Source organism: Prevotella sp. TF12-30 (assembly GCF_003436715.1).
Lineage (GTDB): Bacteria > Bacteroidota > Bacteroidia > Bacteroidales > Bacteroidaceae > Prevotella > Prevotella copri_A.
The window spans coordinates 21,378-47,540 of record NZ_QSQJ01000030.1 but is presented as its reverse complement, the minus strand read 5'-3'; the positions used below and the strand labels follow the sequence as shown (position 1 = coordinate 47,540).

At 47.3% G+C, this 26,163-nt stretch carries 21 protein-coding genes; 3 read left to right on the top strand and 18 right to left on the bottom strand.

The annotated features are described in order from the left end of the window. Nucleotides 1-258: 258 nt before the first annotated feature. The 11 genes from DXD25_RS11360 to DXD25_RS11310 all read right to left on the bottom strand — a co-directional run bounded on the left by DXD25_RS11360 (nt 259) and on the right by DXD25_RS11310 (nt 12,122). Nucleotides 259-2,127, bottom strand: coding sequence for a 4-hydroxy-3-methylbut-2-en-1-yl diphosphate synthase (locus tag DXD25_RS11360; protein WP_117663601.1), 1,869 nt, complete (start codon nt 2,125-2,127; stop codon nt 259-261). Nucleotides 2,128-2,175: 48 nt separating this feature from the next. Then, nucleotides 2,176-2,682 (bottom strand): 5-(carboxyamino)imidazole ribonucleotide mutase, encoded by a 507-nt coding sequence (gene purE, locus DXD25_RS11355; RefSeq protein WP_117663600.1) that lies wholly within the window; start codon nt 2,680-2,682, stop codon nt 2,176-2,178. Between the two features lie 57 nt (nt 2,683-2,739). Beyond that, entirely contained in the window at nt 2,740-3,348 is a 609-nt protein-coding gene (locus DXD25_RS11350) for a phosphatase PAP2 family protein (protein WP_117663599.1), read from the bottom strand. Next, the gene (rpoN, locus tag DXD25_RS11345) at nt 3,345-4,883 is read right to left on the bottom strand and encodes an RNA polymerase factor sigma-54 (protein WP_117663598.1); all 1,539 of its coding nucleotides are present in this window, start codon (nt 4,881-4,883) and stop codon (nt 3,345-3,347) included. The genes DXD25_RS11350 and rpoN overlap by 4 nt, the downstream gene beginning before the upstream one ends. Before the next feature lie 95 nt (nt 4,884-4,978). Then, a complete protein-coding gene (locus tag DXD25_RS11340; RefSeq protein ID WP_089543061.1) occupies nt 4,979-5,623 on the bottom strand; it encodes a hypothetical protein in 645 nt (214 codons plus the stop codon). Nucleotides 5,624-6,359: 736 nt separating this feature from the next. After that, nucleotides 6,360-7,436: a C1 family peptidase gene (locus tag DXD25_RS11335; protein WP_117663597.1), complete on the bottom strand. Its 1,077-nt coding sequence runs from the start codon at nt 7,434-7,436 to the stop codon at nt 6,360-6,362. A 137-nt stretch (nt 7,437-7,573) separates the two neighbouring features. Further along, on the bottom strand, nt 7,574-8,434 hold the full coding sequence (lgt, locus tag DXD25_RS11330) for a prolipoprotein diacylglyceryl transferase (protein ID WP_370453418.1): 861 nt from the start codon (nt 8,432-8,434) through the stop codon (nt 7,574-7,576). Between the two features lie 59 nt (nt 8,435-8,493). Then, a complete protein-coding gene (gene ychF / locus DXD25_RS11325) occupies nt 8,494-9,597 on the bottom strand; it encodes a redox-regulated ATPase YchF (RefSeq protein WP_117663596.1) in 1,104 nt (367 codons plus the stop codon). A gap of 411 nt (nt 9,598-10,008) precedes the next feature. Next, nucleotides 10,009-10,845 (bottom strand): DNA damage-inducible protein D, encoded by an 837-nt coding sequence (gene dinD, locus DXD25_RS11320; protein ID WP_117663595.1) that lies wholly within the window; start codon nt 10,843-10,845, stop codon nt 10,009-10,011. A gap of 69 nt (nt 10,846-10,914) precedes the next feature. Continuing rightward, the gene (locus tag DXD25_RS11315) at nt 10,915-11,778 is read right to left on the bottom strand and encodes a hypothetical protein (protein WP_117663594.1); all 864 of its coding nucleotides are present in this window, start codon (nt 11,776-11,778) and stop codon (nt 10,915-10,917) included. Nucleotides 11,779-11,783: 5 nt separating this feature from the next. Next, nucleotides 11,784-12,122 carry a hypothetical protein gene (locus tag DXD25_RS11310; RefSeq protein WP_147327900.1) on the bottom strand — a complete coding sequence of 113 codons (339 nt, stop codon included), beginning with the start codon at nt 12,120-12,122 and terminating at the stop codon, nt 11,784-11,786. Nucleotides 12,123-12,307: 185 nt separating this feature from the next. On the opposite strand from DXD25_RS11310, the gene DXD25_RS16710 reads away from it, so the two are divergent. Next, nucleotides 12,308-12,493 carry a hypothetical protein gene (locus DXD25_RS16710; RefSeq protein ID WP_158556331.1) on the top strand — a complete coding sequence of 62 codons (186 nt, stop codon included), beginning with the start codon at nt 12,308-12,310 and terminating at the stop codon, nt 12,491-12,493. Between the two features lie 420 nt (nt 12,494-12,913). Here the strand turns inward: DXD25_RS16710 and DXD25_RS11295 are convergent, their stop codons facing one another. The 4 genes from DXD25_RS11295 to rd form a co-directional block, all read right to left on the bottom strand. Further along, nucleotides 12,914-15,124 carry a hypothetical protein gene (locus DXD25_RS11295; RefSeq protein ID WP_147327899.1) on the bottom strand — a complete coding sequence of 737 codons (2,211 nt, stop codon included), beginning with the start codon at nt 15,122-15,124 and terminating at the stop codon, nt 12,914-12,916. Then, a complete protein-coding gene (locus DXD25_RS11290) occupies nt 15,081-16,151 on the bottom strand; it encodes a hypothetical protein (protein ID WP_233522290.1) in 1,071 nt (356 codons plus the stop codon). Before DXD25_RS11290 ends, DXD25_RS11295 begins: the two co-directional genes overlap by 44 nt. A 140-nt stretch (nt 16,152-16,291) precedes the next feature. Next, on the bottom strand, nt 16,292-16,681 hold the full coding sequence (locus DXD25_RS11285) for a desulfoferrodoxin (protein WP_117663590.1): 390 nt from the start codon (nt 16,679-16,681) through the stop codon (nt 16,292-16,294). Between the two features lie 105 nt (nt 16,682-16,786). After that, entirely contained in the window at nt 16,787-16,951 is a 165-nt protein-coding gene (rd, locus tag DXD25_RS11280; protein WP_117663589.1) for a rubredoxin, read from the bottom strand. A gap of 524 nt (nt 16,952-17,475) precedes the next feature. Between rd and DXD25_RS11275 the strand changes: the two genes are divergently transcribed. Next, nucleotides 17,476-18,750: an alpha-L-fucosidase gene (locus tag DXD25_RS11275; protein ID WP_117663603.1), complete on the top strand. Its 1,275-nt coding sequence runs from the start codon at nt 17,476-17,478 to the stop codon at nt 18,748-18,750. Between the two features lie 151 nt (nt 18,751-18,901). Here the strand turns inward: DXD25_RS11275 and DXD25_RS11270 are convergent, their stop codons facing one another. Next, nucleotides 18,902-19,672 carry a copper homeostasis protein CutC gene (locus DXD25_RS11270; protein ID WP_117663588.1) on the bottom strand — a complete coding sequence of 257 codons (771 nt, stop codon included), beginning with the start codon at nt 19,670-19,672 and terminating at the stop codon, nt 18,902-18,904. Nucleotides 19,673-19,884: 212 nt separating this feature from the next. Between DXD25_RS11270 and DXD25_RS11265 the strand changes: the two genes are divergently transcribed. Further along, complete coding sequence (locus DXD25_RS11265) at nt 19,885-22,551, top strand: transglutaminase family protein (protein WP_117663587.1); 2,667 nt, start codon at nt 19,885-19,887, stop codon at nt 22,549-22,551. Between the two features lie 159 nt (nt 22,552-22,710). Here the strand turns inward: DXD25_RS11265 and DXD25_RS11260 are convergent, their stop codons facing one another. Beyond that, nucleotides 22,711-23,583: a DUF4384 domain-containing protein gene (locus tag DXD25_RS11260; RefSeq protein WP_117663586.1), complete on the bottom strand. Its 873-nt coding sequence runs from the start codon at nt 23,581-23,583 to the stop codon at nt 22,711-22,713. 23 nt (nt 23,584-23,606) lie between these two features. After that, on the bottom strand, nt 23,607-26,153 hold the full coding sequence (locus DXD25_RS11255) for a caspase family protein (protein ID WP_158556330.1): 2,547 nt from the start codon (nt 26,151-26,153) through the stop codon (nt 23,607-23,609). Nucleotides 26,154-26,163 lie beyond the last annotated feature (10 nt).

The following is a 26,163-nucleotide window of genomic DNA, read 5'->3' as shown; positions in this document are numbered from 1 at the left end:
CTCTCTTATTCTCCTTAGGCTGCTTTAGAGCTTTATGTTAATAATCCTAACTCGTAGTTTTTAGAAGAAAGAAGCGTTGAGTTGTGTTTCCGGAAATATAGTTTTTTGTCTTAAAGTTCTTCCAGTAAGATAGTTAAGTAGAATATCCATCAGCAGCAAAAAGTGACTCACTGAGTCATTTATTTAAAAAAAAGAGGAAATGCAGGAACGGCATTTCCTCTTTTATCTGGGGTATTGCTCTTATTCAGAAGAGCCGAATTATTGCTTATCCGAGTCGATGAGGGCGAGCAGATGCTCTACTGCCACCTCCTGCGGAATGTTCTTTTCTACGCAAACCTGCTTGCGGTAAAGACTTACTCGGTTAGGACCGGCGCCTACGTAGCCGTAATCGGCATCCGCCATTTCGCCTGGACCATTCACGATGCAGCCCATGATGCCAATCTTCAAGCCCTTGAGATGCTTGGTTGCCTCCTTGATCTTGGCGATGGTTTCACGAAGATCGTAGAGGGTTCTGCCACAACCTGGACAACTGATATACTCGGTCTTGCTGGTGCGCAGACGGGCTGCCTGAAGAATGCCGAAAGCGGTTTCATCTACTGTCTGGGCAGGGATGTCGCCATCGTTCATCAGCCAGATACCATCGGTCAGACCATCTATCATCAGGGCTCCCATATCGGCTGCTGCCTCCAGCTGGAAGTCGCTCTTCTCCTCCTTGCTGTGCTGGTACATCTCGGCAAAGATAACAGGGTTCTTCAAGCCGGCATTCATCATCTCGTGAACCAATGCACGCTGGTCGCCCAGGCGGTTCTGATGATTGCTGACGCAGATAACCACTACCTCTGGATGAGCCTTCAGGCAGGCGATGTATTCCTCGGCTGGAGTTCCAAACTGCAGGGTGAGGAACTTCACGTCGGCCTTGATGCTGGCGATGAGCGGCATTGCCATGGCAGGGAAGATAGGGTAGAGCTTGGCACCTGTGGTTTCAGGCTTACTGTTCAGCGTCTCGTAAACATTGTAATCTACGATGTAGCTCTGACCAGGCACAAACTGCTTAGGCATCTTACCGCCTATATAGATATAATCAGGCGTAGCATCCTTGTTCTCACAAACGGTGCTCTCGCCGTTGATTCGGTTGCTGATAACCACTGGAACGTTGTTGCCGCCGATATTGCCTACAGCCACTGTTTCGCGGCGGGTAGGGTGCAGCCAGTCGAAGCTAGGACAAGCTGCGGCCGGGATGAGCAGCTGACCCTTCTTTCTGCCGATGTAATCCACCAGATGGCGAGCCACCGGAATCTCTGCAGCAGGCTCCTCGCTGAGGCTTACTCGAACGGTATCGCCGATGCCGTCTGCCAGCAGGGCACCGATGCCTACGGCACTCTTGATTCTGCCATCCTCGCCTTCGCCAGCTTCGGTTACGCCGAGGTGGAGTGGGTAATTCATGCCTTCCTTCTCCATTTCTTCAACCAGGAGGCGCATGGAGCGGACCATCACAACGGTATTGGATGACTTGATGCTGATAACCACATCGTGGAAATTCTCCTTCTTGCAGATGCGCAGGAATTCGAGGCAGCTCTCTACGATGCCCTCAGGGGTATCGCCATAGCGGTTGCGGATGCGGTCGGAGAGTGAACCGTGGTTCACGCCGATGCGGATGGCAGTATGGTTCTCCTTGCAGATGTTGAGGAAAGGCACGAAGCGGTCCTCAATCTTCTGGAGTTCGTGGGCGTACTCCTCATCTGTATATTCCTGCTTGATGAACTTGCGGGCAGGATCCACGTAGTTGCCCGGGTTTACGCGCACCTTCTCGCAGTAGAGTGCAGCCACATCGGCAACGTTAGGATTGAAGTGAACATCGGCAACGAGTGGAGTCTGATAGCCGTCGGCACGGATGCCGGCATTGATGTTCTTCATATTCTCTGCCTCGCGGGAACCCTGTGTGGTGAAGCGCACCAGTTCGCCGCCAGCCTTGATGATTTCCTCTGCCTGACGGACGCAAGCCTCAGTATCATTGGTATTGGTGGTGGTCATCGACTGGATGCGGATAGGGTTATCGCCACCCAGGTCGAGGGCTCCGATATGTGCCACAGAAGAGGCACGGCGGGTATAATTGAATAAATCTACCATAATGTTTAAGATGGGATATGCCCCCGGAAAGAGACATATCGGATTAGATTAATTGCACTTGAAATCGTATTTCACCTCAGCCAGATCCTGGTTTGCCTTCTCGATTTTGGCACCAAGACCAGCCTTCCATGCCTCTACCTTCTGAGCCACTTCCTCATCGGCAAGGGCAATCATCTCGGCAGCGAGGATGGCAGCGTTCTGAGCTGCATTCACACCAACAGTAGCCACAGGAATGCCAGGAGGCATCTGGATGATGCTGAGCATGGCATCAAGACCATCGAGCATACCCTTGATTGGCACACCGATAACTGGCAGTGGGGTAGATGCTGCGATAACACCAGGAAGGGCGGCAGCCATACCGGCAGCGGCGATGATTACCTTTACGCCACGCTCCTTGGCTCCCTTGGCAAATGATTCTACTGCATCCGGTGTGCGGTGTGCAGAGAGGGCATTTACCTCGAAAGGAATCTGGTTGTCGTTCAACCACTTACATGCTTTTTCCATAACAGGCAGATCACTGGTACTGCCCATGATAATGCTTACTAATGGTTTCATTTCTTACTATATTATGTTATTAATTCTTTTTTCTATGTTCCTTGTACGGCACCGGAATCAGATGACCAGGATGGCGCAGGCGGCTCCTACGAGGAATCCCCCGACCACCTGCGAGAGCGAGTGCTGTCGCAGTATCATGCGCGCCGTTCCTACGGCTCCTGCCAGTATCAGCACGAAGCAGAGCCACCACAGTGGGTTGAAAGAGAAGGCGATGGAATAGGATACCAGTCCGCCTGCCACGCCTCCGATGGCGGCTGTATGGGTGCTGATCTTCCACCATATATTGATGAGGGCACATACCATCTGGATGGTGAGTGCCACTACCACGATGATGCTGATGACGCGGGGAGTGTTGCGGTACTCCATCCAGAAGAAGCAGGCGAAGTAGCACACGATGGAGATGATATAGGGCACGAGACGGCGCTCCTTTCTGCCCAGTTCGTGGGATGTCCATCCCTGGCAGAGCCGGTAGAGATGGATGAGCAGCGAGGGTGCCACCACGGTGAGCAGATACACCATGGCAAGCATCACCAGCTTGTACATCATCGGCAACAATGACATGTAGCTGAAGATGAACAGTGCTATCAATCCCACTATCGGCAGATAGAAGGGGGTGAAGATCATGCTCATGATTCGTGCAGTGAATATGATATTCTTCTCTTTCATTTTCTTAATCGTGCTACTGGAATATTGAATTGTTCGCGATACTTCGCTACGGTGCGTCGGGCGATAGGGAATCCTTTTTCCTTCAACGCCTTTGACAATGCTTCATCGCTCAATGGTTTCTTCTTATCTTCGTGCGCTATGATTTCCTGAAGGGCAATCTTGATCTTGCGGGTTGACAGTTCCTCGCCATCCTCGGTGGTATAGCCATCGGTGAAGAAGAACTTGAGGGGGAAGATGCCCCATTTGGTCTGTGCATACTTCACGTTGCTCACTCGCGATATAGTGCTGATATCCAATCCGGTTCTTTCGGCTACATCCTTGAGAATCATCGGTTTCAGGTCGGCTTCGTCTCCATCCAGGAAGAACTGTCGCTGGATGTCGATAATCGCTTTCATGGTTACGATGAGGGTATGCTGCCGCTGCTTGATTGCCTCGATAAATCCCTGTGCCTTGTCCACCTTTCCCTTGGCATAGAACAGGGCTTCTTTCTCGGCTCTGCTCATCTTGTCCTTGTGATTGCGGTATTGCTCTATCATGTCGGTGAAGGATGGAGATATGGTGAGCTCCGGAATGTGACCGCGGTTCAGGCTGAAGGTGATGGAGCCGTCGTCGTTGGTATCTACGATGAAGTCGGGGGTAATCTGCTGGATGTTTCTGCCTTCGGTTTCTCCCATCGAAGCACCCGGTTTCGGGTTCAGTTTCCTGATTTCCTGCTGCAGGGTATCAAGCTGGGTATCATTGAGTTCCAATCCTGCCTTGATCTTGTCCCAGTGCTTCTTGGTAAACTCATCGAAGTAGTCGGTGAATACCTCTTCCATGGTCTTGCGGAGTACGCCTTTCGGCATTCGCTTTACCTGAAGCAGGAGGCATTCCTGAAGGCTTCTTCCGCCTACGCCCGCAGGGTCGAAGCTCTGCAGGACATGGAGCACGTGCTCTATCTCCTTCTCGGTTACATCGATGTTGTGATAGATCATCAGCTCATCGCTGATGCTGTCGAGATCCTTGCGAAGCAGGCCGTCGTCGTCGAGCGATCCGATGAGATATTCCATCACTTCCTTTTCCTTGTCGGTGAGGTTCTGCATATCCATCTGCTCCTTCAGCTTGTCGTAGAAGGACGTGGTGTCTCCATATACCATTTCTTCGTATTCGGCTGTGTCCTGGTTGCCGTATTTGTCGGAGCTGTAATCGGGCATCTGGTCATCCTGTCCGATGCTTTCCAGTGCCTGGTCGAGCTCGTCTTTTCTCTCTTCCTTCTCCGACTGTGCCTCGTAGGCATCATCAGAATCAGTATCACTGTCGCTATTACTGCTATCTGCATCATGTTCCAGCGGAGAATCTCCATCGTAGCTTTCGCTGAGCATATCGTCTGGATTCTCACTCTCCAGTGCAGGATTATCGTCCAGTTCGGCATTGATGCTCTCCTCGAGTTCGGTGAGGGGCATCTCCAGGAGCTTCACCTGCAGCATCTGCTGGGCGGAGAGTTTTTGTAGCTGTTGCAGCTTCTGTGCCTGTGTCTGAATGAGTTTTTGAGCCATATCTTTATTCTTGAGTTGAGCTTTTGCTGTTTATATATCTTTTTTTCTGTTCTGCCTGCAGTGTTTTTTCTGCTTGCAGTATTCTTTTTTCTGTTCTACTTGTAGTATTCCTGCAGGTTGATGGCAAGCTGGTTCAGCTTGTCTGGGTTTCCGTTACCATATCTGTGCCAGATATCCTTGCATGCGCTAATCAGTTTGCTGTCAGGTGCTTGCTGGCGGTTGAGATAAGGGTCGCAGTATTGGTAAACGCCCATCACTTCTGCAATCAGCTTGGGTGAAACCTTGATGAGTTTTCCCAGGTTGATGATTTCCGGTGTTTCAGCCACCATGGTGATGGGTGTGAGCTGGAAGTAGAGGTCGAGGATGATGATGAGCTTCACGGGGTTGAGCGATGGCTCTTCGGCGAGCGGTTCCCAATCTTTCTCGAACGACTCCTTTACTTCTACTCCTGCAAAGAAATCCTTGGCATTTCCGCATCCGTTCATGGATCGGAGAATCTTGATGTCGTGGGATAGGAGACGTGGATTATCGGCATATTTATCCCATAGCCGCTTGATGCGAGGCGTGATGCGCTGCAGCTTGAACATCTGTGCGTGCAGATATTCCGGCTGGATGTGCAGTTCCAAGCTCAAATCGACTATACCCTTTGAATATAAGGGCTTTACTCCCATCGGCTTCTTCTGGTAGAGCTGGAGTAGCAGGAGCCAATAATCGTCGTTCCAAAGAGGATGTTTTGCCATATTACCTTGTTATTTATTATCTTTTGCAAAAGTACAACTTTTCGGTGGTAATACAAAATTATTTAGTGTATATTATCATAAAAATGAGGGGATTATGCCTAAAATACCTCAAGAATGCCCATAGGAAGGGGGCGGATTGCATATAAGAACTTGGCGTGTTGTATAAAAAAGTAGTGCGCAACTTCGATTCTCTCGAAATTGCGCACCTTTAATGCTATATTCCCAAATTTTTCATAACTCAAAGGAGATTATCGCTTTCACAAGCTTTTCTCCATTGCGGCGCCCGAAGCAGTCATTTACTGCTCACAGGCATCATCTTGTTATCCGATACATGTCTTTTTTTACCTTAAGTTACGCTTAACCTATCGACATTATCCTGTTCTCACTGAATAAACAATCTTTTTTTCTTACCTTAAAACTAATAACCTAAAACTAAACAACTAACAATCTTAAACCTAAAAACCTAATAACCTAAACAAAATTTCTTTTCGTCGTCCTTGAATAAACAATCTTTTTTATTACCTTATAACTAATAACCTATAAACAACTAACAATCTTAACCTAAAAACCTAATAACCTTTTGTCTTATTGACGATGCAAAGGTACGACGATTTTGCCATTCCACCAAAACTTTTATGGAGAAAATGCGAAAAAAGCCCGAATTTTTGATGTATGTCAACTATATGTGTGCGCACACAAGTGTTATGAAGCAGATATTTGACCTACATCAACCATTTTACTTCCTATCGAAGAGAAAGGCTTCTTCGCTCATGAAGACGGCTATGGTCTTGAGGCGGAGATAGTCTTCAGAGAGATAGATGAGTCCCTGGTTGCCCCATATCTTTCCTGCTGAGTTGCGGCAGACGTAGTATCGCTGCTCGTCTTTTAGGAAAGTGCCGATGATTTCCATCACGTGGTCATCGGTGGTGCGAAGCTGCTCAAACTCCTCCTGGCGGGAAGTAGGGGTTACGGGACGTTCGTTTTTAGAGATATCCACATAGTTGTCCTTGGCGTGGATAAAGCCTTCTTCAGAAATATCGCCCTCCCAGCATACCGGGTGGCCGTTCTCTATTGCCTTCTGGATATGGAGCATCATCTCATCGAGCGGCAGATTGAGGTAGGAGTCGTGCTGACGGTTGTCGGGAATCTCCAGGGCGAAGTACTCGCGGTAAGGGTGATGGGTGAAGCTGGTGAGCGATACATACTCTTCCGGGTAGCATACGCTGTGGGCGAACTCCAGCGGGGTATATTCGGCACCGAGCATGTGAACCTGCTTGGCTGGCATGTAGCCTATCTCCTGATCAAAGAGATTGTCGAGATCATCCTTCAGCTTTCCGAACCCCGACTTCTGTGAGATGGCTGCATCGCAGAGCTGCTCCACCTTCCGGCAGAGCGTCTTGTAGTTGATATCCTTCGGGTCTTCGTAGCTGTCGTAGGGTTGTGCGCCATACTTATCTATATAATGTATGAGCATGGAAGCCATGCCTCGCATGCTGATGGGCTTGCTGCCCTGCGAGAGATAGTACTCGATGGCTTTCTCCTGGAGCATCATTCGGGCGATGTAAGCCACGGAGAGGTTCACGGAGTCACCCTTCATGATATGTTCGCTCTCTATGGTAGCGAGCATGGCGTATGCCCAGCTGAGTTCGCTCTCGCCCTGATCCTTGACGGGAGTGGTACTGATGAGCCTTACATGGACGGGCAGATTGTTCTTGCCCCCATCCTGAGAGGAAGGAGAGGATGATTTGCCCTGATATCCGCAGCTTACCAGAAGAAGTGCGGCGAGAAGGTGGAGAATGATGCTTCTATTCATATTGTAGTTGTTGTTTATACCTTATTATATATATAAGCAGGATACCATGTATGCGATAAGACTACCATATCGCTGGCTTTAAACAATAAAAGTTCCGCCCCACACATCTGGATGGAACGAAACTTCTATCATCGTATTTATGCTTTGTTTTCCTTTTTCGCAGCTCGCTTTGAGCTGGAGGCGATGCTCCATACTCCCGCTATGATGAGCGGAAGACTCAATATCTGACCCATATCCATAGGCAAGCCTGCCTCGAAAGCCACCTGAATCTCCTTGGTGTATTCCACGAAGAAACGGAAGGTGAAGATGAGGGTAAGGCAAAGACCGAAATAAAGTCCGCTTCCCACACTTTTAGGCCCCTTCTTCTTATAGATGAAGAGGATGAGGAGGAAGATGAGGAGATAGGCTATCGCCTCGTAGAGCTGGCCGGGATGACGCGGATACTGATCTTCCTTGACGAAGATGAATGCCCAAGGCACATCGGTTACCTTGCCGATGATCTCGGAGTTCATCAGGTTGCCCAGGCGGATGAAGCAGGCGGTGATGCCTGATACGATACCCATATTGTCGAGCAATGTCCAGCCGCCCACCTTCGTCTTGCGGCAGTAGAGCCAGATGGCGATGAACAGTCCCAGTACGCCTCCGTGGCTAGCCAGACCTTCATATCCAGTGAATTTCCAGCTGCCGTCTGCCATATGATGCATCGGGATGAACATCTCGACTACGTGATCCCACTGGGTGAGGAAGTATTCCGGCTGGTAGAAGATGCAGTGTCCCAGTCGGGCACCCGCCAGGATGCCGACGAAGAGGTAGATGAAGAGCGGTTCAAATTTATCCTCGCCCAGCTTCTGCTCCTTGTAGAGGCGGTGCATCATCAGATAACCCAGCAGCAAGCCTACCATCCAGCAGGTGGCGTAGTATCTGATGGAGATAGGACCCAGGTGAGCCAAGATGGGATCCGGATCCCATACGATATAGTTAAGCAGATTTGCCATCATAATCGTAGAATTTTTAAAGGGGGAATGCATCCCCCCTCCTTGTTATTACGTAGAAACGGTTATACGTTGAAGCGGAAGTGCATGATGTCGCCATCCTGTACGATGTACTCCTTGCCCTCGATGCCGAGCTTACCAGCCTCGCGTACAGCAGCTTCAGAGCCATACTTGATGTAGTCATCATACTTGATAACCTCTGCACGGATGAATCCCTTCTCGAAGTCGGTGTGGATCACTCCGGCACACTGAGGAGCCTTCCAGCCCTTGTGATAGGTCCATGCCTTCACCTCCATCTCACCGGCGGTGATGAATGTCTCGAGGTTCAGCAGGGCGTATGCCTTCTTGATGAGTCGGTTTACGCCGCTCTCTTCCAGGCCGAGCTCTTCGAGGAACATCAGTTTGTCCTCGTAGGTTTCGAGAGAAGCGATGTCTTCCTCAGTCTTGGCTGCGATGACCATGCACTCGGCACCTTCTTCCTTGGCGATTTCCTCTACCTTCTTGCTATACTCGTTGCCGGTCTTGGCAGAAGCCTCGTCAACATTGGCAACGTAGAGTACAGGCTTGGTAGTGAGGAGGAAGAGGTCGTGAGCCACCTTCTGCTCTTCCTTGCTTTCGAAAGTTACGCCACGGGCGTTCTTTCCCTGCTCCAGAACAGCCTTGTAAGCCTCCAGAACGGTAACCATCAGCTTGGCATCCTTGTTGCCGGCAGCAGCAGTCTTCTGCTGTTTGGCGAGCTGAGATTCGATGGTTTCCAGGTCTTTGAGCTGCAACTCTGTATCGATGACGCTCTTATCCTCCAATGGGTCAACCTTGGCGCCACCTTCGCGCACGATGTTGTCATCGTCGAAGCAGCGGATTACGTGGATGATAGCATCGCACTCACGGATATTTCCTAAGAATTTGTTACCAAGACCTTCGCCCTTGCTGGCACCCTTTACGAGACCTGCGATATCTACGATTTCGCAAGTAGCTGGGACGATGCGTCCTGGGTGAACAATCTCTGCCAACTTGTTGAGTCGCTCATCTGGTACGGTGATGACGCCCAAGTTTGGTTCGATAGTACAGAAAGGGAAGTTAGCTGCCTGTGCCTTTGCACTAGACAGACAGTTGAACAGTGTAGATTTACCCACGTTTGGGAGACCTACAATACCACATTTTAATGCCATTTTATCTTTAAACGTTTAAATTTCTGGGTGCAAAGTTACACATTATAAATGAAAGATACGAAGAAATCGTGGAAAATTAACTAAAAATCATAGATGAGGGAAAATTGATGTTGGAAAAACAAGTGAAACGCTGAAACGCTTGCGGATGCAGAAAGATATAGGGGAGAACGTTGAGGTATATAAGGAAAGTCATCGAAAGATATAGGAAAAGTACCTGGAAGGTATAACAAAAGTCTTTGAGACATATAATGGAAGTTGCCGGAAGATATAGGAGTAATTGCCGGAAGAATTAGTTCCTACGACCGCACAACAGCTGTTGTGCGCTTGCATAACAGGTGATGTGCGAGTGTTGGATGGCTGATGTGCAGTGAAATTCTAGCTTCTTCTCTTGTTATAGAATTATGATAGATATTATTTCTTTTTGCTATTCTTTTTGGTCAATGTCTTTTCGTCAGATTTTAATCTGCGTTCTACTTTCTTGATATCTTCACCTGCAGGAAGATTTTCTGGCACAATGCCACGTTGGAGCATCATATTACGAACAGCCTTATTATTATCGACATGCTCTTGACAGATAGATTGCTGACCATGTAAATCCTTTTGCTGAACGTTGACAGAAGTCATTTCTGCAGCAAAATCTTTAGCTTTAATATTTAGTGTTGGAAGGAAATCGGCGAGAGGTCGGCTGTTAGGAGCACCCAATTTACGTTTGAGAAGAGCCGTGTCGAGATTAAACAACGCCTTGTCACCTAGTGAGCGAATGATGGCAAAGCCTTTGCTGTCCACCCCTCTTTCATACAGCACACCAGAGAGACGCTTCTCTGTTTCTGCAAGTTTTGCACGTGCTTGTACACGTTCGTATTCCAGCAAACGCTTTTGCACCAATTCTGCTCGGCGAGTTTGTACGGCAAAGTAGTTTTGGGCAAAAGAGATTTGTGGCTTGCGTGGATCACCGTTTTGGGCAATGAGATAGCAAGCATAACGAGTCAGCATGTAGTCTTTGACTTCACGCTGAGCACCTTTAGCAAGAGGTATCATTTTCCCAACGCCGGGAAAATGATATTCTACCATTTCGCCAGCGTTGATACAAGCGTCTTTAGCTCGCTCGATGACTCCTTCAAATCTTTCCCATTTGGAATAACCCAACACTTGTGCAAGTTCTCTTGCACTCCAACATTCTACGCCTTCGTATTCGTTGGCAATAGCTTCGAATTGCTCGAACAATTCTTTGATTTCTTCTTCCTTCATAATTGCTTATTTTTATGATATTTCGGCAAAGTTACGCTTTTTATTTGGTTGTAGCAAGGAAAAGGTTATTTATTTCCTTCTTTGCTCATCAATAAATACTTGTATCTCTCCTAAATCTCCAATTTCTTTTGGTAGAACAAACATATTGTATGGGTTCGCATATTTACGGAAATGCTCTTCTATAGAATGTATATCTATTTCATTTATGCTTTTTGAACAGTTAAAACCGATAGGTTCAATGTGACATAGCTTCCATCCTTGTAAAGCATCTGTTCCTAAAGGCTTGGAATACTTTGCTTTTTGTTTGCCATCTTTAGTTTGCATAAACTGCATAGGAATCATATTGTTTTGAAGCATTTCTTTAATTTCTTTCAATGTTGGGGTATGTTGTTTCATAACTTGACCATATACCCAGATTGCAAATGTATTGTCAGAAACTATAATTTCTCTTCCTGTAGGATGTATGAAAGATTGACCTCGGAATTTAATGTCTTTTCGAACAATTAATGGCATGTCTTTGGCATCCACCCAGTCATTAATGATTTTGTTCCAATAATCTAATGTTTCTTTTGATATTTTAGGGTTGAATTCTGAAGAACGCCATAGTTGACCAATTTCCTTGATTTTTCTTCGTATATTATCACCGACCAAATCTGGAGTTGTTTGTTTTGATTTTAAACCAATGTTTTTCGTCTCATTTCGTTCAAACAAGTATTTATTGGCTTTTTGGGGAGTCTTCGTGTAACTATACACTCCTTGTTCTCTGTAACTTTTTGTTTGGATAACATTTGGAAAAGATTTGTAAAAATCTCCTTTCGTCATTTGAAAACTCCCAACAGGTGTCTTTATACAGAAAACGTCGTTTTCTTTTAAGGATTCTATTATGCAAGCTTTAAAAGTTAGTCTGCTACAAGAATATTCTGTGTAACTCATATCGTTTAATTTTGAAAAGACTTCTTGGCTTCTTTCAAACTGTTATATAGCTCATCGTCAAACTCTCGGATGTCTTCGTCAGTCAATACTCCGTCATAGTATAGGTAACATACGGTGATGTAATATCTACCTCCTGACATCCCATCGTATCGGCGAGCGATATGCTTGTCGAATTGGTATACCTTATCATATAGTTTGAGGTATGCATCGTGTGCATCCTCTGCTGATGCGTTCTTGTTCATGAAATCTTTGGTAGATTGCATGAACTTGGCGCACTCTCGCTGCAAGCCCAAATTAATGAGCTTGCGAGCTGTTTTCTTCTGAGACTTCGTTAATTCTATCATGTTCTAAACGTTTCTTTTCTTTTTTAGCCTTATTTCTTATTGATATACATTTCTTGCAGATGTGCAGTCTGTGTCCTTTACCACTGAACGACTCGTTGGATTTATACTCTCCACACATCTTGCAATAATGTCCTTGATGCTTATGTTTCTTTTTACCCATGACTTATTTTGTAAACAACTTTCCTGTGAGATTCAAGAGATTAGAGACAGTCTCTTTGCTCTCCACAGGTATCTTGATGGAGGTTTCGCCTGTCTGCTCGTTTTTCCCAACGATGGAATCAACCAGCTGGGCTGTGGCTTCTGGCGACTTTAAGGTTTCGGCTAAGCCTGAGAGGAAAGATATTCCTTGGTCTATCAAATTCTTTGGCTGACTTGAGCGGTAAGAGGCGGAATCTCTGTTCGAAGATGAATTCGTTTGCTGCTGGATGGAAACCTCTTCTTCTTTTTCCTGGTGGTCTTCTTGGCGCTGTTGCCGTTTTGATCAGCTGTCTGCTTATTGTTTTTGCCATTGTTGTATTACTTTAAATATATTGACGCAAAGTTACACATTATAAATGAAAGATACAAAAAAATCGTGGAAAATTAACTAAAACTTGGGGTATGAGACGAGAAAAAGGGCTGGTGGTATAGGTTTTCTCAAAAACTTTTCTTACCTTTGCGAAAAAATCAAGGCTTATGTCAGAGAATCAAGATATACGATGGGTACAGCGATTGAGCAACTATGACAAGGCGGTTACTCGATTGCTGTGAAAAAGTTACCATTTTCCCAGCGCTGGGAAAATGGTAAGAGATTAGAGATTTTTTTCGAATTGCTTCAATACATCGCATCGGGTGGTGTATTGATCCACAATTTCCGGATGCTGATGACAGAACTTGCTCCATTCCATCATAGCCTGATATTGAGCGGATTGTGGCTGTAGAAGCTTCTGCTCTTTCCAGTTGGCATCGTAGGTTATCTTAAACCATGGATCGATGCCGATGGATGAGAGGGCATAGAGCGAATGATAGCGAAGCGTGAGGTTACTGCTTTGCTTGCTCACCTTGAGATATTTCTGAGCGATAGCTGCGAAATCGGCTTCGCCTGTGCGGGCACTATCGGCTACACTCTTGCCATAATGGGTAAGATACCAGCAGTCGCCATAGCAGGATGCCTGATAATAGCGGGTGGCAAGCTCATAGGCAAGTTTTTCTCTAACTTCGCCTTCACGAGCCACATTGTATTGGCTGATGAGCTGGTTCATCTCCTGGCAGAATTTCCATTTCGGGTTCTCCTTCAGGTGGGCATAACTGCCCTGAATGCTCCACATGTTGGAATCATTCACCTTCTGGTGGTTAAACCAGTAAGGCACAGTATAGCTGCGCTTCTCGGCGTAGAAGCTGATGGCCTGGTTGTTGATGAACTTCAGGGATACATCCTTCTGCCAGCGGGCAGCTTCGCCAAAATTGCCTTCGGCAAGATACTTGGTGCCTATCATGTCCTTGAAGAAATCGGCATTGCGATAGAGTGACTGGCAGACGTATTGCTCGAAGGCATCCTGATGCTGAGCGGTGATGAAGCGATAGTAATCTGCCAGCTGCTGCGCAGAGAGTGAGTCAAGACGAATGGCGTATTCTGATGAATAAAGATAGCGGCTGATGTATTCTTCATTCTGTTGCTCCTTGTAGAAGGTTCGCATGTAGGCATCCATCATGCCATACATCGCCGTGGCTATGCTTTCGTAATCTCTGCCGGCTTCCTGCCGGTTTTCCTTTTTCGCCTTATCTGCCATCGTCTTGAACCGGTTGTACAGGGCGCGGTAAGCTACACGCTCCATCACCTCAATATAATGAATGTCGGGATTGGTGAAATCATCCTTTTTCGGGTATTCTCCCTTCGCTTTTTGGCTTTCTCCCTTTGCCATCTCATTGAGCCATTTGAATTCGCCGACCAGATATTGTGGGTAATCGCTATCCACCTGTACATTTCGGGTAGAAACCAGAAGTCGGATGGCTCTTGCATTGTCTTTCATTCTCTGTGTGCCATCTAGCTTGATGGCTTCGGTGCTTTCCTTCCATGCTTCCCGCTGATATCCATAGAGATAATGGAGCATGGCGGTGGCAGAGCGCCACAGACAAGGATTCTGCGTCTTGCCTTCGGCGATGACCTTATTGGCAAAGGTGATGAAGTTGAGGGCTTCTTTCTGATAGATAACCTTGGCGCCTATTTCCTCAATCCACTCCTTATTTAACTGTTCTTTGGAGCGACTGTCTATCGTCTGCTGACAGTTGTTCACGAAATCCTGCACCAGATAGGTGAGCATAGCCGAGTTCGGATTCTTGAAATAAGTGCTCTGAATGCCTGCAAGATTGCGATAGTTTCGGGCGAGCACCCTGATGCTTGCCATATCTCCCTGCTCGGCATAGATATCCAGTGCCTGCTGATGTCTTCCCGTCTTCCATAAAGCCCGGGCATAAATGTTGCGCATCGCCTCTCGCCATGGTGATTTCGGAAGTCGGGAGGCGATGGCATTCCAATAGGTGATGTTCTGCTGGTGGAATCCTTTCATCATGTTGGTGCGCATACGGAGCAGGGCATACTGGCTCTTGAGTTGGGTGCCTTTATAAATTTTGGCGGCATTGTTGAGCCGTGTCAGCGATTGCTGTATCTGCAGTCGTTCTTGCTTAGAGGCGTAATTCCAGGCATTGGGATTCAGTTTCTCGCAGGCATCCAGGTAGGCATTCAGGTTTCTTAAGTAAGAAAGCATTCCTGCATCCTTCTTGCTTTGGGCTATTTTCTTAATGTCCTCCTTGTTCCATCTGTAGAAAGATAAGTTGATGGAGGATGTATTGCCGGCATACTTCTGCCAGTAGCTGGCGATGTCGTAGAGATACGCCGGCGAAGTCTGGTCGCGATTGAACACGCTGAACATATAATAGTTGTGATCAGAGTATTCGGCAACGCAGGCGTTGGCGTGGGTGCTAAATGCTGCTGCCATCACTCCTATGATTAAAAATCTTTTCATAATCTTCTGATTTAAATCGTTTGATATTATCGGTGTTGAGGTCGAAGAGAATGACCTCGCTGTTGATGTCTTCATCCTGATGATTGATGCTTCTTACGGCTTCCATGATGTCGCTCATTTCGGGCTTTCTTATCACGATGCTGTCGTTTGGCAATACGGGGAAATCATCATCTGCATGCATGATGCCTACGAATTTTCCTTCTCTGAAGAGGACTCGCCAGCTGAAGAGCGGATAAGCGGCAGAAAGCGGCAACGGATAACTGCCCAGATGCTGGATGTAAGGAGCCACATCCTTCATATCGAGTATCGGCTTTTGGCAACTTAGCTGTTTTACATCGCCCGTATTATACATCATCAGGATGCCTCTATCCACAGGGGGTGGGGTCATCGAGAGCTGGTGTAGCCGGATGGTGGCTGACAGCTGTATCTGCTTGTCTTTGGCTTTCTCCTTTAAAATATGGAGGAATTTAAAATAAGCTTCTTGCGTTGATGCTGTCCAGTCGCAGTCTATCTGAATCTCTTTCACGTTCTCGATGTCATTGGCTTCGTTCATCTGAAGGATGCGGTTCAGAATCTTATCTGCGAGTTGCCGGGGTGTTTCATCTGAAGATTTTCTGCCCGACTTGTCGTTGCGGATAGGATTCGTCTTGGTATTTGCTTTGAAACAGTCGTTTACGATATAGACAACGGGGATAATCTCCATTCCTTTCGGCATCAGAGATTCTTTCTCCTTTTCTTCAGTTGTCCTTTTCTCATCGGCTGTATCAAATTGCAGGGTAGCATTGGGCATGATTTCTCCATCTGCATCCCTTACCACATCAAAGAATCTAACGTAGAGTCGTTTGATATGGTGTTTCTGGATGAAGTTCTTCTTGCTGCTGTCCATCTGCCAGGTCGTACTCCAATAGTAGGCGGAGCGTATGGTTTCTGTTGTTTTATCTTGTGAACAGGAAATCAAGCAGATGCAGATGAATAATGCCAGCAGCAAGCGCATTGATGTAAGATCATTCCATATTCTTCTCATCATCTATAGCGTTTTGTCGGCAAAGATAGATATTTCCTGGTGAATGTGGCAAGAAACGAGATGTAAATAAAGTTAAAAAGGTCTCATATCATATTCCCTACATTGGGAAAACGATATGAGACCTTTTGTTGGTATGATGGTTTTTATCCTTCAATTACCCCTTTCCACAAACCGTGGAGATTGCAGTATTCGCGAGCCGTAACATCCTTGGCTTCAGCGCTTGTCATGAAGATGGCTTCCGGCTTTTCGCCTGGTTTCAACTCATGGCGGAGCACATCGGTAGGGGTGAGCAGCTCAATCCACTGGATGTAATGCTCTGGGAGCATCGGATGCTCCACACTTCCTACAGTTACTCGGTAGCCGCCCTCGATAGGTTCTATCACAGGCACGTGCTTCTCCTTGGCGCCATCGCTGGTGTTTTCCTTCATCAGCTTCATCGGTTCGCCACAGCAGCTGAGCACGGCTCCCGGGTTTACTACTTCTACCACGTTGCCGCAAATCTGGCAGCGGTAGATTTCTCTAATCTTTGTCATAATGGTTCCTCCTATTATTTTATGAATGTGTTGCCTGAATATCAGGCTTTTCATTCAGATGATTCCTTTGTGAGTATTTCCTTCGGGGGATTCCCCAAAAGAGTCTTACTCCTCAACAGGGCTGAAATCGTCCTTGCCTACTCCGCAGAGAGGGCAAACCCAATCATCAGGGATATCCTCGAAAGCTGTACCTGGAGCGATGCCACCCTCTGGATCTCCTACTTCTGGATCATAAATCCAGCCACAAACGTCACATACATATTTCTTCATAATGTTTCCTTTCTTCTTTTTATATTAATAATCTTGTTCTTGTAGTCGTTATCAGACAAGTACTGCTGTATATCTGGGAATATCCTATTGCTCAGATGTTTTGCTATACTTCTTTCAGACCGACAATGCAAAGATACAAATAGTTTTTCTAACTTCCAAATAAAATTGAATAAATTATAATTTTATTATATCTTTTAAATTCTGATAACATTGTGTTTTTCCCAAATTCCTCGTAAAACTGCTCCCAGTTTTTCTCTAAGCTACCTCTAATCTTTTCCTAATCTTTCCCTGAAACTCCTTTCTTATCCCCATTCCTGGTCTTCCTTATCTCGCTGCAGGCATCTTTTTTATCCTATTATATAGAGTTTTTTGTGTTTTATCGCTTTGCTCTGAAAAAAAAGTTGTATATTTGCACCATCATAACTAACTATAACAATTTTATTATGGGAATTAAAATGAATTTCAAGTCACAATTATGTGCCGCAATCCTTACTTTGGGTTGCTCTTGCCTTTCGGCTAATGCCATGGTTGCGAATGATGCTGCCAAGGAAAATAAGGCTCAGCATTATCAGCCATCTGCAGAAAACCTGGAATCACGCAAGCAGTTCCAGGACGATAAGTTCGGTATCTTCCTGCATTGGGGATTGTACAGCATGCTCGCTACCGGCGAATGGACAATGACCAATAAGGACCTGAACTACAAGGAGTATGCCAAGCTGGCTGGCGGTTTCTATCCTTCTAAGTTTGATGCTGCCAAATGGGTGGCTGCCATCAAGGCTTCAGGTGCCAAGTACATCTGCTTTACCACTCGCCACCACGAGGGATTCTCTATGTTCAAGACCAAGTATTCTGATTATAATATAGTAGATGCTACTCCTTTCCGTCGCGACATCGTGAAGGAACTGGCTGATGAGTGCCACAAGCAGGGCATCGCTTTGCACCTTTATTACTCTCATATCGACTGGTATCGTGAGGATGCTGTTTGGGGAAGAACAGGTAGAGGTACCGGTCGCCCTAACCCTGAGGGTAACTGGAAGAGCTACTATCAGTTTATGAACAACCAGCTTACAGAACTTCTTACCAACTACGGTAAGGTGAGATGTATCTGGTTTGATGGATGGTGGGATCAGGATCAGAATCCTAACTTCGATTGGCAGTTACCAGAGCAGTATGCGCTTATCCATCGCCTGCAGCCAGGCTGCCTGATCGTAAACAACCATCACTCTTCTCCTTTCGAGGGTGAGGATGTTCAGGCTTTCGAGCGTGATCTTCCTGGAGAGAATAAGGCAGGATTGTCGGGTCAGGACATCAGTCGCCTGCCTCTTGAAACCTGCGAGACCATGAACGGCATGTGGGGTTATAAGATTACCGACCAGGATTATAAATCTACCAAGACGCTGGTACATTACCTGGTGAATGCAGCTGGTAAGAATGCCAACCTGCTGATGAACATCGGCCCTCAGCCAGATGGCGAACTTCCTGCAGTTGCATTGGAGCGCCTGGCTGAGATGGGTGAGTGGATGAAGACTTACGGCGAAACCATCTATGGTACCCGCGGTGGCATCGTGGCTCCTCACGATTGGGGTGTTACTACCCAGAAGGGCAATCGTCTCTTCGTTCATATCCTGAACCTGAAGGATAAGAGCCTCTTCCTGCCTCTCGGAAACAAGAAGGTGAAGAAGGCATTCGACTTTGCCAGCAAGAAGCCGGTGAAGGTTCAGAAGTGCGAAGGCGGTGTGCTCCTGAATCTCGGTGAGGTTCCTACAGAGATGGATAAGGTTGTGGAAATCGCACTCTAAGATTGTGTGAATATTATATTGGAAAAGTGTCGTAATCTCCTGGAATATTGGAAATTGCGACACTTTTCTATTTTGTGGGAAAACGCGGTCTGCGTTATCGGAAAAAATCCTTTCTTGTTATCGGAAAAAACTTTTTCGTTTTAGAATAATCCTATCCCAAAAGGTTGGCGATGGTTTGCTTTACTCTTTCAGCAGAAGTAACAGGAGAGTTGCTTTCATCAGCACCTTCGGCACCCATATACACGTTGGTGTTGAGCTGCTTCATCTTGCTCGGCACATTGACTCTTGCCGAGAAGTGATATTCGTGGATACCTGTGGCATCGAAGATGGTGCGGATGTTATCCTCGTTTACGCCACATCCGGCAAGGAGGATGATTCGTCCGGCTGCTGCCTGCTTGAGCTCTGAAAGAAGCGCTACGCCTTCTACTGCCTTAGGTTGCTGACCCGATGTAAGGATACGGTCGCAACCCAGGGAGATGATGTCTTCCAAGGCTTTCTGAGGGTTGGCTGCTCGGTCGAAGGCACGGTGGAAAGTAACGCTCATCGGCTTCAGTTCATCACCGCCTTTCGCCAGTTCCACGAGTCGGCGGTTCGCCTCCATATCCACTTCTCCATCCTCTGTGAGGCATCCTATCACTACGCCATCAACGCCCAGTTCTCTGCAGAGGCAGATATCCTCCTCCATGCGTTCAATCTCCAGTGGAGTGTAGAGAAAATCGCCACCACGAGGGCGGATGATGACGTGGAGCAAGGTCTTATCCAACAACTTTCGGGCAACCTTTATCTCGCCATACGATGGGGTAGTACCACCCTCAGGTATGCCTGCACACAGTTCCACACGGTTGGCTCCACCTTCCTGCGCAGCCAGACAGCTCTCTACGCTGTTGGCGCATATTTCAAACTTAAAATCGTCTCTGTTCATAGTTTCTATTTTTTCTTTCTATTTAGTTATTTGATTATTACTAATTTTTTCTCTTTTTACTTGATTTCTCAATATTTGCTGCAAAGATAACATTTTTTCTTTTGGGGATGGCTATTATTTCGAAAAAAAACATTATTTTTGCAGAAAGTTTGTAACGTAACATCAATATATTAACTGGAATATAATAAATATAATTAAAAAGCTAACTAACAATGAGAAAGTTTTTAGTAATGTTCGCCATTACATTCTTAGCCTCTTGGCAGACAATGTTGGCAGCAAACGGCCACTTCATTACCGATGCAGCTTATCGCACGAAAGTGGAAACGGCCTTCAAACAGAAGGTAAATCTTGTAGGTAAGCAGTTTTATGACCAGAAGATGCTCAAGAAGCAGAAAGCTACAGCCGATGAGCAGGGAGCCTTGCAGTTTCTCTATGCCTACATGCCTGTGGCTGATGTAACCGACTATCCTACCAGCTTCTTCCTGGAGAATGTGCGCACCAGTTTCGAGGCACGCCAGCAGATGGCTTGGGGAAACAAGGTGCCTGAGTTGCTCTTCCGCCACTTCGTGCTCCCTGTACGCATCAACAATGAGAACCTGGATAATTCGCGTATGGTATTTTTCAAGGAATTGAAGGAGCGCGTAAAGGGTATGGGTATGAAGGATGCTATCCTCGAGGTAAACCACTGGTGCCACGAGCTGGTAACCTATCAACCATCCGATGGCCGTACTTCGGCTCCTCTTTCTACCATCCGTTCGGCTTACGGCCGCTGCGGTGAGCAGAGTACCTTTACGGTAGCTGCCCTGAGAGCTATTGGCATTCCTGCACGCCAGGTTTATACCCCACGCTGGGCACATACCGATGATAACCACGCCTGGGTAGAGGCTTGGGCAGATGGTACCTGGTATTTCCTGGGTGCCTGCGAGCCGGAAGCTGTACTGAACCTGGCTTGGTTTAATGCTCCTGCATCCCGTGCGATGCTGATGCATACCAAGGCGTTCGGTGACTACAATGGTCCTGAGGAGGTAATGCTCCGCACTTCCAACTATACCGAGATCAACCTCATCGACAACTACGGTTCTTCTGCCCGCATCGATTTCGAAATCGTAGATGCAGCAGGCAATCCTGTAGATGGTGCCAAGGTGGACTTCAAAATCTACAACTATGCAGAGTTCTGCACCGTAGTAACCAAATATACAGGTGCTGATGGTGCCACCTTCCTTTCTGCCGGCAAGGGCGATATGATGATCTGGGCATCCAAGAACGGCAAGTATGGCTTTGCCAAGGCTTCTTTCGGCAAGGACAAGAAGGTAGTGGTTCGTATGGATCATCAGGTAACTGTACCTGGCGCTGAGCAGAAGACCATCCTCTTCCGTGACTCCTTCGATATCGTTCCTCCTCCAGAGCATGCCAATATCCCAGAGGTTTCTGCCGAGGCAAGAGCCAAGAACCTGGAGCGCTTTGCCTATGAGGATTCTATCCGCCATGCCTATCTCGCAACCTTCTACAACAAGGAGAGTGCATTGCAGGCTCTGAAGGATAATGGTCTTGCTGCAGGTTCTGAGGAGAATACCCAGAAGATGGTGAAGTATCTGGTAGGTTCAAGCGGTAACCACCGTGTTATCCTCACCTTCCTGAAGAATCACAAGGACCGTATCGACCGTGCCATTAAGCTGCTCGGTACATTGAGTGCCAAGGACTTGAGAGATATGCAGATGGATATCCTGGAAGATAACTTCAATGCCAAGAGCAATCAGCTTTCTCCTCGCGTGGAAAACGAGATGATCATCACTCCGTTCAAGCAGTTCTTCGAGAAGGAGTTTGCCAAGCAGCAGGTAGCCTTTAAGAATAATCCTAATCTCCTGGTAGAGTGGGTGAAGAAGAATATCCGCATCAATCCAGACCTGAAGGCTCTGCAGATTGCCCAGACACCTATCGGCGTATATCGTTCACGCCTTACAGACGCCCGCTCTCGCAAGGTTTTCTTCGTAGATGTAGCCAGAAGCTTGGGCATCGAGGCTCAGGTGGATGAGGTGACCAAGAAGACTCAGTATAAGAATGCCAATGGTGGCGAATGGATTGACGTAGATTTCGACAATGCCGTGCAGAAGGCTTCTGCCATGGGCAAGTTCGTGCTGAACTACAAGGATAATGGTGCTGTGGATGATCCTAAGTACTACAGCCATTTCACTATCCATCGCATCAACCCTGATGGTTCTACCTCGCTCCTGGAGTATCCTGAGGAGGGTTGTACCTGGAGCGGTACCTTCAAGAATGGCGTAGATATGGATGAGGGCGATTATGCCCTGGTATCTGGTACCCGTCTTGCCAACGGTGGTGTGCTCGCAGAGATGCAGCTGTTCCATGTAAAGCAGGGGGCTACTACCCAGGTGGATATGAATCTGCGCAGTTCTGAGACAGAGATTACCGTAAAGGGTAACTTCAATTCAGAATCCAAGTTCATCCTCTTGCCAAGCAATCAGGAGGTTAGCCTTTTGAGCCAGACAGGTCGCGGCTACTTCGTAACAGGTATGATCGGTGTAGGTCAGGAGCCAACCAACCACGCCTTGAAGGACATCGCCAAGGTGGCACAGGTATTCGAGAAGTGGGGTCGTCCTATCGTTATTCTCTTTGAGGATGAGGCATCTGCCAAAAAGTTCAGAATCTCAGAGTTCCCTGGTTTGCCAAAGAACATCATCTTCGGTATCGACAAGGATGGTTCCTGCCGCAAGGAGATGGTGGAGAACATGAAGCTTCAGAACAAGAACCTGCTTCCTATCTTCACGATTTCTGATACCTTCAACAGAGTGGTATTCCTCTCTCAGGGTTATACCATCGGATTGGGTGAGCAGCTGGAATCTGTGATCAAGAGATTATAAAAGCTGAGCGTTTCAGCGTTTCACTTGAAAATTCGATATAGCTGAGCGTTTCAGCGTTTCACTTCATTTTACGCTAGTACTTTTTGCGTGAGCGATAGTGCAAACACCATATAAAAATAAAAAGCCCAGAGCATTCCGCCCTGGGCTTTTATTTTGCTGTTATTTCTTTACGGAGATGGTTTTGATTTCTACCTGCATATCCTTATCGGCTGTACGGTTCTTGGTAAGCCACTTCTGGAAATCCTCGTACTTCAATTCTCTAGGCAAACCGGCTACGGCATTGTCTATCGCCTTGATGAATGGGTTAGGCGAACTGATTACATAGATATAATTCGTTTCTGCCGCCTTTTCGCAGGTCATGTTATATTCATCTACATCTGCCGGCTGAAAGAGCGGTGCAGCCGTCTTGGAATTGAAAAATACGTATCTCGTGTTGGCATCCACCCTCACCTTGCCATCCTGAGATGACTGATAAGGCAGGAGACAGTAGGCATTCTTGCTGTCATCTATCAGATAAACGGCTACGTATCCCTTGGTAGATGACTGGTAGGAGAGATAGAGATCGTCGCCACTCTTGAAGTTGTCGCTTTCGAATCTGTCTTCTGTACCGTTTCTCAGAATCTTGGCAACGAAACTGTTCTGTGTGGCAACCAGCTCCCGTGCCTTTCCGCTTACTGAGCATTTCACCACCAGCATGCCCTGTTCGTAACTGATTTCGTACTTAGGTTCGCCGATGGTTTCCAGCCATTCACCCTTCACGTCGCTGCTGCTCAGCGAGGTGAAATCCGTTTGTGTAGAGCCATTGGTATTGTTCATCAGGGTAGCGTTATGCTGCGCCACCACGGTACCGAACTCATCGCCCAAGGCTTGAATCTGCGCTCTGCTCAGAGCCGTCTTCTTGGCTTGCTCCAGCGAAACGTTTTCCGGTGCATGGTAGATGTATTCTCCGTGCACTTTCCTGGTGCGCTGGGCATAGCTGGTTGTAGCTACGCCCAGGAACATCAGAATCATCACAAAAATGTAGTGTCTCATCCTTGCTGATTTTTATGTTATTCTTATTTCAGTTTCAGCTCTTTCCAGCCTGCTGCAAGCGAGGTAGAAGGAGTGGCAGTAGGAGTCTGAACCTTGCGGTTGATAACCACTGACTGCTGCTTCACATTTTCAGAGATGTAGCTTTCAAGTTCGCCGAGGCTTACATCACCCTTGGTTTCCTGGAGTTTCTTCAGGAGATAGTAGGTGAAGAGGCCATGACCCTTGGCTGAGTATGGGAATGCAGTTTCATCGCCCGATGCTGCACTGAATACCACCATGTTGCCACGTGGATCTTCCTGCTTAGCCTTCAGCGCTACGCCACGGGCAGAAGCCAGCATGCCTTCCTCGCGCTTCGAGCCGCTGAAGCAGGCATCCAGGAACACCACAATCTCCTTTGCCTTGGTAGAACCCAACTCGGCATAGAGCTTGTTCAGAGAGTAGCAACCCTCTGTCTGCGTGCCGTCGGCATCGGTAGGAAGCAGGTAGGCATCCTTCGTAGATTCGTTAGGAATACCATGACCGGCATAGTAGAATACGATGTTGATGTCGCCGTTGAATGCGCTGGCGATATTCTTGATATCGCGTATGGCGCGGAGCATCGTACCGTATGAGGCATCAGCATAGTAACGCACGTTTTCTGCCGGCATGCCCAGTGTCTTCTCGCAGTATTTGGAGAAGGCAAGACCATCGTTCAGAGCCAGTGGTACGCCTGCCACATTACTGTAGTTCTGGTTGGCGATGACCACGGCAAAGGTCTTGGTGTTGCTGGTAGGATTCTCTGGGATATTCTCATCCACATCCGATGTTCCCAGCTTCACGTTCTGCTGCTGTACCGTCTGCTTGTTTGCATTCTCGTTGGATGCCAGCATATTGGCGGTGATAGGGTCGAAGTGTACCTCTACGTTGGTGGCGGTATAGTTGAGCGCTGCTGCGTTGTCGTACTGATACTGCTTGCCCGAAGGGGTGATGATGGTGAGCTTGGCGAGTGCCAGGTGATCCTTGTCGATGAAGTACTGTGGATCCTTAAACTGCATACCGTTCCAGTTGGAAGCGAAGATGCGTGCCTCGTTGTTGGCTCTTGGCACCGGTACGATCATCTCGCCGAGAACAGGCGATGTTACCAGGAATACCTCGTGGTCGGCATCGTATGGTTTCAGTTCCAGATGACGCAGGTTTACTCTTGATTCGTACTTGCTGATGTATTCCTGCTGTGCAAGTCGCTGCATCTCGGCAATCTTGGCATCTCGGTTCTTCTCGGTCATGCGCGCGCGATACTCATCCAGAGTCTCGTAGCTGTCCTTCTTCTGCCATTTGTCGATGCGGTTTTCGATGAATGGAATGGCAAAGGCAGAGTAAGCTGGGATTCCCTTCTCCTCTGCAGTACTCTGGTCGTTGCTTAGTGTCTGTGTCTGAGGTGCAGCGGCAGCGATGGTTGGCTTTACCTCGCCATTGAACTCGATGAGCTGAGGAATCACGTTCGACTCGATTTTACCGCCTCCGAGCGAAGCCAGCTTGTTGTTGATGATATTGAAGTTCTCCTTATCACCTACACACTTGTATGCGATGGCGAGAGCCTGGGTGTATTTCAGCGAAAGTGGGTCGCTGATGATGATGTTCTTGATGTGACCGATAGAATAGGTGAAGTAATCCTTATATACGGTCTCCAGATCCTTGATGTGAGGATCGTTTTCCTTGAGCTCCAGCGCCTGGTTATAGTTTTGCACACCTATGTTATAGTTGTTGATAGCCAGGTGTTTCAATACATCAAGAGCCTTAGGATGAGCTACTTGCAGTTTCTTGTAGATATCGAGCGCCTGCTCGAAATGATGGCCTTCCTCATAGAGTTTACCCTGGATGTTGAGAAGGGTCTCATCGTCTGGGCGGAGGGCAAGACCCTTGCCTACGAACTTCTGGAGATTGGCATTATCCTTGTGGTCGATACACAGATTTACTGCCGACGAAATGATGTCATAGTCGGTAGGATAGTTATCAGATGCCTGTTCGAGAGTGATGACGGCAAGCTGATATTTATTGGATTGTGCGCAAGCCTTGATGAGGTTGACGAATACCGATTTACGGTACTTCTCGTCACCCGAACGGAGATAAGCTTGCAGGTATGGAATAGCTTCCTCATACTGGCGGCGGTTTACCAGATTGGCTGCCGCAAAGTAAGAGAGCTGTGAATAGGCATTTTGAGAGGTGTAACCACCATCGGCAAAGTCGGATAAGCCGACAACATCCACGTAGGCGCGTGCAAACTTGATGGCGTTTCCTGTGCTCTGGTTGTTACTGTTATAGGCAGCGGCATTAGGTAGGAAAGCAATGATATTCTTCATATTGGCCATCGCCTGTGAATATTCGGCACTCGTCTTCTCTGAGTGGGTAATGATGGCGTAAGTTGCCGTATAGCAACGATATAGCGCATCGTACATCTGAGATTTGTCCTCGTCCTTGTTGGCGAGCTGAACAAACTCTCTGTAGGCGTCGTTAGAGTCAGTTATCGTCTGGGCAGCCAGTTTGCTGCCCGACGATAAGAGTAAAATAGATATTGCAATAAATACTTTCTTCATTATAGAATCC